Raw genomic sequence first — 9,325 nt, 5'->3', positions numbered from 1 at the left:
AGGTCGTCCTCCTATCGTTCTCCCGTGGCTGCCGGGGGCCCATGCCCATCGGCCTAACGGAGGACATGATCATGAGTCAGGCCTGTGTGATCGACCGATCCCACGTCACCGGCAACCGGGAGCCGGGCTTCCGACACGAGACAACCGGGTGGCCCATCCGTCCGGCTGGCCCGGAGGAGTTCCACGGACGTGGGGACCGGCCGGGGATCGGGGCATCCGACGACCGACGATGGCCCCCGGATTCCAGCAGGCAGTTCGTCTGGATCGGCTGCGCGATCCTGGGCCTGGTGGAGGTTGTCGCCTTCTATCGGCTGGCCCACGTCGCCTCGACGCACGTCGAGAGCCCGCCCCGCCTGCAGATCCAGGTCGCGGCGCCCCGAAGCTCCGGGCCGCCCCCGTTGGTCGACAGGCGGACCGAACGATGGGGCTCCCAGGAACGAGGCCGGAAATCAGGACGGGTCGACCACGTGTCGCGCACACCCCACCAATCCGGCCCGGTAGTCGCCGGGGCTGTCGAATCGAGCAAAGATCGGCCGTGGCAACCCCTCCACGGCACTGGGGCTCACCCCCGATCCATCAGCTCGCGGATCCTCGACTCCAGCGCGACGGCGTCGGCCAGCCGGCCCTTCTCGGTGATGGGGCGGAGTGTGTTCCACCGCTGGTAGAACCAGGTCTCCCAGGGGCCGTCCTTGGTCATCGCGCGGACGACGATCGCGTGATTCTGACTCGGCGCCGATTGCAACTGGTGCCTGGTGGGCTCGGACCAGGATTCATGCTCGACCGAGAGGATGGATTCGACCGGGATCCGGTATCGCTGGCGGTCCCCCTCGAACACGATCTCGCGCCTGCCCTTGTTCAACTGGACGTAGCCGATGTCCGTGGCGTTCTCCATCATGATCTTCCCCCAGTTGGCCCGGGGGATGATGTCGACGAAGACGAGGTCCGGGTCGTTCAGGTCGACGAGCGGGCTGACCCGCATCTCGAAGGCCTGGCGCGTCTTGCGGGCCATGAACCGGGACGTCGGATACCGCGCGAAGAAGAGGCACCAGACGAGCGTGAATATCATCCAGCCGACCATCCATGCCACGGCGACGCCGAAGAACCAGTCGGGCGGCTTGGTATCGAGATTGAACAGCACGAGCGTGGGAGCGAAGGCCGGCACGAACCCTCCCAGGGTGGTCACGGTCCCGAGGATCGTCTGGAGGACCGCGTTCTTGCGGGTCAGGATGGTCCCCGCCTCGCCGGGCTCGACCTCCTCGACCGTCGCGAGGGCCCGCACCGGGCGGTCGTGGAAACCGGACGCGACGACCTCGTCGGCAGCGAGCCGATGGGCGGCCTCGTGCTCGCGGGCGAAGAGGCCGGGGTTCGCCTCGATCGTGCGGCCGAGCCCGGGGAAGGTCCGGGCGAACGCGCCGACTTCCTCGGGCTCGAGCGCGACGTGGTCCGCCAACGTCCGCAGGCCCGCGACCGGCTTCGGCTTGAAGGCCGCGGCCAGTTTGGCCGTCATGGGATCCGGCCTGCCGGGCAACGGAACGTCCTTCACGGTCAGATAGGCCACGCTCGCACGCCCCGACGCCGGGCAGCTCGGACAGTGCTCGACCGTGAGCAAGCCGTGCGGGACGTTCGCCGGGGCCGGCCCGGGGGATGGTCCCGGCGCGTTGACAAGGTCACCCGCCGCCATCGCCTCCCACGACGTCGCGGCCATCCCGGGCGGCAGCTTCTGCGTCTCGGACTCCATCCAGCGCCCGCACGATTCGCAGTACGCCCGCGACGACCGAGTGACTCCCGTCGCCGTCAGGACCGCGATCACGCCGAGCAGCTCGACTCCGGAGAAGAACCAGTTGAACGCCTGCTGCACCCCGTTGGGACCGACCTGCGGCCGCCGCTTCGCGCCGACGTCGTGAGCATTCCGCGCGACATCCGTCTTCATCCGGAACTGGACGTAGCGAGGCAAGATGTCCACCCGATGTGCGTTCTCGTAGCCGATCAGTTGGAGGAGGCCGACATGGTAATAGCCCAGGTAGAGCACCAGCGCCAGGACGACCGAGGCGGTCGCGGCCAGCCGCGTGTTGCGGCAGTGCGACCAGCCCAGCACCAGGAACCAGAATCCCCCGAGCATCAGGGCGGCGAAGAACGGGGCCACGAAGATGAGATAGAACCCCTTGTTGAGGACGGCGTTCAGCAGCCAGGCCAGGGCCGCGGCCACGCCCCCCGCCGCCAGCAGCCCCGGGACGAACCGCGACCACCCGACCTTTCCACTGGGACGATAGACGTCACGAGGCGCATCAGGGGTGTCCATGGTCAGTCGCTTTCAATGATGGACCGGACGGACGGCGTCGGGACACGGTTCGGCCATCCTATCAGCGCCCGCCGGCGCGGTGGAGGGGCTGCCCGGCCGGGCGCGGGATCGCCGATTCCCCGCGACGTCCCCTCCCGTTCTCCGCCCGGTACGGAGCGCCGCTGGGGCTGAAAATTTGATACTTCGGGTCCTCGCCGGCCATACTGACAAATCGTTGGCCGCCGCGTCATGCTCCGAGATGGCATGCCGCCGAGGTCGCGGACGGCCCGGGCGAGGCGATCCAGGCCTTGAAGGCATCCGACCTCGCGCGAGGAGGCGCCGGCGTGGCGCCCGGCCACGCTCGAGGCCGACTGGGCGGGCCTCCTCGTCGAAGACTCCATCGAGGCCCTGCGCAGCCGGCTCCAGTGGCACGAGAGCGGACCGAGAACTTCCAATGAAACGACGCCTCGCTCCGGCTTCTGTCTCTCTCCTCATACTCCTTGCCTACGGCTGCAACCGTGCGAACCATCCCGCGATCCCTCTGACCTCAAACACAACACCTCCCATTCTCCTGTTCAGCGGAGCCGGCACCTCACGAAACGATGTCGAGGCGCTCGAGACGATCCTGGAAGAACGGCACCTCGAATACTCGACGGCGAACTCAGAACAGTTGAACCAGATGAGTGAATCGCGCCTGCGTGCTTATCGGCTTCTGATTGTCCCTGGCGGCAATTACATCACCATGGGCGAGAGCCTTTCGTCGGGAACGGCGGCCAGGATTCGCGATGCCGTACAGGATGGACTGAACTACCTCGGGATCTGCGCCGGAGGGTTACTCGCCGGCGATTGCAAGGAGAACGGATTGAATCTGACGGCCGGCGTCCGATTCGACTTCTACTCGGCGGTGAATCGCGGGATCCATAAGGCGGTCGTTCCGATCACTCGAATCGACGCCCCCACGTTGGATCAGTACTGGGAAGATGGCCCGCAGTTCACCGGTTGGGGCGAGATCGTCGGCAAGTATCCCGACGGGACGCCCGCGATCGTGGAAGGAAGATCCGGTGACGGATGGGTGATCCTCTCCGGCGTCCACCCGGAGGCACCGGAGAGCTGGCGACGAGGGATGAGCTTCACCACGTCGACGGCCGACGACAATGCGTATGCGGCGACGCTGATTCGTGCGGCCCTTGATCGGACGTCGCTCCCGCATGATTCAAACAAATGACCGAGTGCTCATCGGAATGAGCCCGGCCCGGAGGAGGTCCGCCGGGGGTGCGGCGGCCTCCATCAGGACCCGCCGGCGGATCGGCCGCCGGATCACGGCACCATCACGATCGACCCGACGGTCTTTCGCCCTTCAAGATCGCGATGCACCCGGGCCGCCTCCGCGAGCGGGTAGGTGTGCCGAATCTCGACCTTCACCTTGCCCTCCCGGATCGCGTCGAACACATCCCTGGCCGTCGCCTCCAGGTCCGTGCGACTGGCCGTGTAGGTCGCCAGGGTCGGCCTGGTCAGGTAGAGCGAGCCCTTCTGGGACAGGATCCCGATGTCGAAGGGCGTCACCTTCCCCGAGGAGTTGCCGAAGCTCACCATCAGGCCGAGCGGCTTCAGGCAGTCGAGCGAGGCGAGGAACGTGTCCTTTCCGACCGAGTCGTAGACCACGGGCACGCCCGCCCCGCCGGTGATCTCCCGGACCCGCCTGGCGATGTCCTCGCGGGTGGAGACGATGACGTGCTCGCAACCGTGGGCCCTGGCGACCTCCGCCTTCTCATCCGATCCCACCGTGCCGATCACGGTCGCCCCCAGGGCCTTCAGCCACTGGCACGCGATCAGCCCGACACCCCCGGCGGCGGCGTGGAACAGGACCGTCTCGCCCGCCTTGACCGGGTAGGTCCGGCGGATCAGGTACTGGGACGTCATCCCCTTGAGCATCACGGCCGCCGCGATCGGATCCGTCACCCCTTCCGGGATGGGGACGAGGAGGCTCGCCGGGATCAGGCGGGCCTGGGAGTACGATCCGGGCGGGCCGCCGGCATAGACCACCCGCTGACCGGGTTTGACGACGGTGACGCCGGGGCCGACCGCCTCGACGACCCCCGCGGCCTCGCTGCCAAGTCCGCCCGGGACGGGGATCGGATACAGCCCCGACCGCTGGTACGTGTCGATGTAGTTCACCCCGACGGCGGTGTGCCGGATCCGGGCCTGGCCCTCGCCGGGTTCGCCGACCTCAACGTCTTCCCATTTCAGGACCTCGGGGCCGCCTGTCTGCGTCAGTCGAATCGCCTTGGGCATTCGGGTTCTCCTGGTGGCTAGCTCGACTCGGATGGACTCTCCATTCTAGCGGCGGGGCAATTCGCATGGATCAGGCGGCCGACCCCTCTGGTAGACTCATCGATGCCGTGTCGCCGACGTCCCGGCGGTGCTCCGGAACCGGGACGACCGGGCGCGAGCGTCCCCGGCCGTTCCGACCCGTGGAGAGCCAGAAACCAAGGGGCCTCCGTGTACCACGACATCGCCACGAAAGACCCCGCCACGCGGGCCGAACGGCTGGTCTCGCTGGACGCGTACCGGGGGGCCGTCATGCTCCTGATGGCCTCCGGGGGCCTCGGCCTGGCGCAGGCGACGCGCCATCTCGATCCCGGCTCGCCCTGGAGGTGGGTCGGCCCGCAGGTCGAGCATGCCGAGTGGGCCGGCGCCACCCTCTGGGACTTCATCCAGCCGGCCTTCATGTTCCTGGTGGGCGTGGCCCTGCCCTGGTCCATCGCCAGCCGTACGGCACGCGGGCAGGCCTTCGCCACCCTGCTCGCGCACGCGCTCTGGCGGTCCCTCGTGCTGGTCCTGCTCGCCGTCTTCCTCACCTCCGCCTGGAGCCCGAGCACCGACTGGGTCTTCACCAACGTCCTGGCCCAGATCGGCCTCGGCTACCCGTTCCTGTTCCTCCTGGCGTTCGCCCGGCCGCGGACGCAATGGCTCGCCGCGTTCGGCATCCTGGTCGCTTACTGGCTCGCCTTCGCGCTCTATCCGCTCCCGGCGTCGGACTTCGACTGGAAGGCCGTCGGCGTGCCGGACGACTGGCCGCACCTGACGGGTTTCGCCCGACACTGGGAGAAGAACGCCAATCTCGCCGCCGCCTTCGACCGATGGTTCCTCAACCTCTTCCCGAGGCCGACCCCCTTCGTCTTCAGCGAGGGCGGCTACCAGACGCTCAACTTCATCCCCTCCCTGGCGACGATGATCATCGGGATGCAGGCCGGGCGGACGATCCGCGGCGACTCATCCCCGAGGGCGAAGGTGGCGCGACTCGCGGGCTACGGCGCCGCCGGGATCGCCCTGGGGAGTCTGATCGCCGCGGCCGGCCTCTGTCCGCTGGTGAAGCGGATCTGGACGCCCTCCTGGGCGATCTTCAGCGCCGGAGTCGCGGCGATGGCCCTGGCCGCCTTCTACGCGATCATCGACGCGCGAGGCCGGAGGCGCTGGTCGTTCCCGCTCGTCGTCGCCGGGATGAACCCGATCGCGCTGTATGTCCTGTGGCAGTTGATGGGAGGCTTCATCAAGGACAATGTCCGCCGCCATCTCGGCCGATCGATCTTCGAGAGCCTGGGGCCGGACCATACCACGATGCTCGAGCGAGGCACGGTCCTGGTCGTCCTCTGGCTGATCCTGCTCTGGATGTATCGACGGGGCTTCTTCCTGCGGATCTAACCCGCGCGATGCCGACAACTCCTGCCAGCAGGCGGGGCGCCCTCGGCGATCGGCCTATCCGGACGCGGGTTCGCCGGGAAGGTCGACATTGTGGTAGACCTCCTGCACGTCATCGCAATCGTTGAGCATGCCCAGCAGCTTCTCGAACGTGGCCAGTTCGTCCCCGCCGAGAGTCTTGCTGGACTGCGGGAGGAATGTGATCTCCTGGACCTCCAGGTCGAGGCCGGGGAACGCCTCGAGCAGGGCCATCTTCGCCTTGTAGAACTCGGCCGGAGGCGCGAAGATCGTAATCTGTCCATCCTTGCTCTCGACGTCCTCGATCGCGACGTCCGCGGCGAACATGGCCTCGATCACCTTCTCCTCGTCGTCGCCGCGGAACGAAAGCACCGCCAGGTGGTCGAAGGACAGGACCACGGATCCATTGGCCGCCAGCTTGGACCCCGTCTTCCCGAAGCAATTGCGGACGTCGGAAATCGTGCGCGTGTTGTTGTCGGTCAGGCAATCGACGATGAGCAGCGAGCCGCCGGGGCCGAACCCCTCGTAACGCGCGGGCTGGAAGTCCTCGCCCCCCGCCCCGGCCGCCTTCTGGATCGCCTTCTCGATCACGTGGCTCGCCACGTTCTCGCGCTTGGCCTTCTCGACGAGCGCGCGCAGGGCCGGATTGGCCTCCGGGTCGGGCACCCCATTCTTGGCAGCCATATATAGTTGTCTTCCATACTTGGAAAACAGCTTCGATTTCTGAGCGGCGGTCTTGAAGATGGAAGCCTTGCGCTTCTCGAAGATCCGTCCCATGCGAATCGCGCCCTCGTCTGGTGGCCGAGACTGATCTGGAGTAACAGGCCCTCGATGAGCCCCGGCCTGGAAAGGCCATCGAGGAGAATGCTCTGCGGCTGCTCGTCACGCCGATTATACCGGAACTCGCCCCCGGCATGTTGCGCCGGGAGGTTCATCCGGACGGCCCCGTGGCGGGGCCGGAGCCGGGGAGAGAAGGGACCCGTGGCCGTCCAATTTCCAGGGCCCATGGAGGCGGCAAGACGACCGTGGTACGGTGATGTCTCGATCCGGTCGATCATTGGGCGTCGGTCACGGGGGTCACATCGTATGGCGAAGGCGAAGCGGAAGCAAGCGGGGCCGACGGTCGCGGCTCGTCCGGCGCTCGGTTCGGCTGGGACGAACAAGGAGGGCCAGCCCAGGGCGGCCTCGAACACGAAACCCAAGGCCAGGCCGGCGCCGAAAAAGGCAGCCCCAGGCAAATCCGGCGGCCCCCGGAGTGGGAAGACGTGGTCGGACAGGAGGGAAGGGATCGCTCGTCGCCTCAGGGAGATTCGCGGTGAGAAGTTCGGCGAGAGGGGAGGCCTGGAGGCCGCGCGCCGTCTCGGCCTGCCGGTTCGGACCTGGTACAACTACGAAACCGGCGTGACGGTGCCCGCCGAGGTGCTGCTCGCCTTCATCGAGCTGACCGGCGTGAACCCGGAATACCTGCTCACCGGCAAGGGGCCGAAATACCCCCATCCCCAGGGCCATGAGGGGTGATCCCTCCGGCGGGAGCGAGCGGGGAAGGATGGTCCGCCAAACCTTTCCCCGCGGAGAAGGGGAAGGGGCCAGAATGATGACCGCGGAAGCCTGGTTGCCTGGACTCCGCGGAACGTAACGCGTCATCGAGCACCCCAACTCCCGTTCTCCTGGAGGTTGCCCCCATGCCCAGGTCGACGAAAGGGCCCCAAACCCCGAAGCCGGCGGAGCCCTCGACGGGGCTGCGTGCGGCCCTGATGAAGCGAGAACAATCGGAGATCGTCGATCTTCTGATGGATCTGGCCCAGTCCGACCGCGACCTGATGCGCGACCTGAGGGCCCGCTTTGACGTGGCACCGCCGTCCGACACGCTGATCGACGAGACGCGCCAGGCCATCGCGGATGCGACCGCGTTCGATCCCCGCCTGATCAACCGGAACTTCCCCATCAACTATGCGGCCTACGGCGAGGTGAAACGGAACCTGGGCCTCCTGATCGAGGCCGGCCAGTTGCAGACGGCCATGCAACTGGCGCTGGAACTGATGAAACAGGGCAGCTACCAGGTCGAGATGAGCGACGAGGGTCTGATGTCCGACGACGTCGCGGGCTGCCTGGTCGAAGTGATCCATGCCGTGAAGGCGTCCGACCTCACTCGCGAGGAGTCACTCGCGTGGTGCCTGGCCATGCTCAAGGCCGACCGGGTTCGCTTCATCGCCAAGGCCCCCCTCGAAGCTCTCCGCACCCACCTCGAGTCGTCCGGGGCCTGACGAGGGCCAAAGGCCAGGTTGCGCCTCTCTTCCTCGGGTATGTGGATCGACGAATGCCCAGATCCCCCAGACGCCTGGGACCAATCGCTATGTCCCCGGGGGCTCTGTGGGACCAATCGCTATGTCCCCGGGGGCTCTGCGCCTGGGACCAATCGCTATGTCCCCGGGGGCTCTGCGCTATGTCCCCGGGGGCTCTGTGTGTCCCCGGGGGCTCTGTGTCCCCGGGGGCTCAATCGCTATGTCCCCGTGGGGCTCGATCGCTATGTCCCCGTGGGGCTCTCAATTGGCTAACCGCTTAGCAGCTCAAAGCGATCCTTTATCCTGTCCACTTCCGGATATAGTGCAATTAGCTCGGGCGTGAGAAGAGGGTGAAATCGGTAGAGCGTGCTCCCAATGATTTTGCCTCTGGTGAGTATTCCGAGAGTGTACTGGAAAAGCGAGATACTACGGGGGATTTGGGGCTCGGAAGTTGCTTCGATCTCTATGCGTATGACGTTTATCGCTTTACTCGCATAGGCCTCCATCTCGTCATCGCGGGCCCGGTATTGCGCTTTTAGCAGATTCCACACGTTATCAGCAAAACGGCTCAGGTCCTTAGGGGCAATTTCACTCGGTATACGGCCCTTTTTGACTAGCTCGGCGTAAAATTCGGCGATCATCTGTCTGGCCGCAATATCGGGCCAGCTCCTGGGAGCAATGCCCTCTACGGTTTCTTCAAACATGAGAATCAGGGAGTCAAGCTGTTCCACAGCCGCCTTGAGTTGCGCCGCAAGTCTTACCCGCTTCCAATCAACTGTCGCGGCTTTGTAGACGAGGGCGTGGGTGGTCGTGGACCATGCGTGTTCGAACGCGGAGCGGATCTGCACTTCGAACGGGATCAAAAAAAGGGGCTCGTTTGCAACAGCAGCCTCCGGTGCTCGAAGCCGGCCGATGTACCTAGTCGCCTCGAATCGGAACACGTCGGGGGCCTTGCGAGTATCGTTCCTCCCTCGCACGACAATTGTATGGAAAGCCCGATTTAGGAATTCCAGCACTCTTCCTTCTTCTCTCAGGGTCGGGATGACCA

General features: G+C 66.2%; 8 protein-coding genes. 4 read left to right on the top strand and 4 right to left on the bottom strand.

Annotated elements, in window-relative coordinates; all coding sequences use genetic code 11:
- Positions 1-562: 562 nt before the first annotated feature.
- The gene (locus G6O54_RS35895) at positions 563-2,299 is read right to left on the bottom strand and encodes a hypothetical protein (RefSeq protein ID WP_165235508.1); all 1,737 of its coding nucleotides are present in this window, start codon (positions 2,297-2,299) and stop codon (positions 563-565) included.
- 433 nt (positions 2,300-2,732) lie between these two features.
- On the opposite strand from G6O54_RS35895, the gene G6O54_RS35890 reads away from it, so the two are divergent.
- Positions 2,733-3,503 (top strand): BPL-N domain-containing protein, encoded by a 771-nt coding sequence (locus G6O54_RS35890; RefSeq protein ID WP_165235506.1) that lies wholly within the window; start codon positions 2,733-2,735, stop codon positions 3,501-3,503.
- 92 nt (positions 3,504-3,595) lie between these two features.
- Here G6O54_RS35890 and G6O54_RS35885 read toward each other — a convergent pair whose 3' ends face one another.
- Positions 3,596-4,570, bottom strand: a complete 975-nt coding sequence (locus tag G6O54_RS35885; RefSeq protein WP_165235503.1) for a quinone oxidoreductase family protein — start codon at positions 4,568-4,570, stop codon at positions 3,596-3,598.
- Positions 4,571-4,777: 207 nt separating this feature from the next.
- Between G6O54_RS35885 and G6O54_RS35880 the strand changes: the two genes are divergently transcribed.
- Complete coding sequence (locus tag G6O54_RS35880) at positions 4,778-5,980, top strand: acyltransferase family protein (RefSeq protein WP_205679160.1); 1,203 nt, start codon at positions 4,778-4,780, stop codon at positions 5,978-5,980.
- 54 nt (positions 5,981-6,034) lie between these two features.
- On the opposite strand, the gene G6O54_RS35875 is transcribed toward G6O54_RS35880, so the two are convergent.
- Positions 6,035-6,772 carry a YebC/PmpR family DNA-binding transcriptional regulator gene (locus G6O54_RS35875; protein WP_165235497.1) on the bottom strand — a complete coding sequence of 246 codons (738 nt, stop codon included), beginning with the start codon at positions 6,770-6,772 and terminating at the stop codon, positions 6,035-6,037.
- Between the two features lie 309 nt (positions 6,773-7,081).
- On the opposite strand from G6O54_RS35875, the gene G6O54_RS38295 reads away from it, so the two are divergent.
- Both G6O54_RS38295 and G6O54_RS35865 read left to right on the top strand, forming a co-directional pair.
- On the top strand, positions 7,082-7,513 hold the full coding sequence (locus G6O54_RS38295) for a helix-turn-helix domain-containing protein (RefSeq protein ID WP_250847243.1): 432 nt from the start codon (positions 7,082-7,084) through the stop codon (positions 7,511-7,513).
- A gap of 164 nt (positions 7,514-7,677) precedes the next feature.
- On the top strand, positions 7,678-8,259 hold the full coding sequence (locus G6O54_RS35865) for a hypothetical protein (RefSeq protein ID WP_165235494.1): 582 nt from the start codon (positions 7,678-7,680) through the stop codon (positions 8,257-8,259).
- A 287-nt stretch (positions 8,260-8,546) separates the two neighbouring features.
- Here G6O54_RS35865 and G6O54_RS35860 read toward each other — a convergent pair.
- A partial coding sequence (locus tag G6O54_RS35860) for a nucleotidyltransferase family protein (RefSeq protein ID WP_205679159.1) occupies positions 8,547-9,325 on the bottom strand: 779 nt, incomplete at its 5' end.

Origin of the sequence: Aquisphaera insulae (assembly GCF_011064615.1) — a bacterium.
GTDB lineage: Bacteria > Planctomycetota > Planctomycetia > Isosphaerales > Isosphaeraceae > Aquisphaera > Aquisphaera insulae.
The sequence above is the reverse complement of the archived record's forward strand: the minus strand, read 5'-3'. Positions and strand labels throughout refer to the sequence as shown.

Bases quoted from the DNA above. Each gene is read 5' to 3' on its own strand.
- G6O54_RS35895 (WP_165235508.1), bottom strand. From the start codon at position 2,299: ATGGACACCCCTGATGCGCCTCGTGACGTCTATCGTCCCAGTGGAAAG.
- G6O54_RS35890 (WP_165235506.1), top strand. From the start codon at position 2,733: ATGAAACGACGCCTCGCTCCGGCTTCTGTCTCTCTCCTCATACTCCTT.
- G6O54_RS35885 (WP_165235503.1), bottom strand. From the start codon at position 4,570: ATGCCCAAGGCGATTCGACTGACGCAGACAGGCGGCCCCGAGGTCCTG.
- G6O54_RS35875 (WP_165235497.1), bottom strand. From the start codon at position 6,772: ATGGGACGGATCTTCGAGAAGCGCAAGGCTTCCATCTTCAAGACCGCC.
- G6O54_RS38295 (WP_250847243.1), top strand. From the start codon at position 7,082: ATGGCGAAGGCGAAGCGGAAGCAAGCGGGGCCGACGGTCGCGGCTCGT.
- G6O54_RS35865 (WP_165235494.1), top strand. From the start codon at position 7,678: ATGCCCAGGTCGACGAAAGGGCCCCAAACCCCGAAGCCGGCGGAGCCC.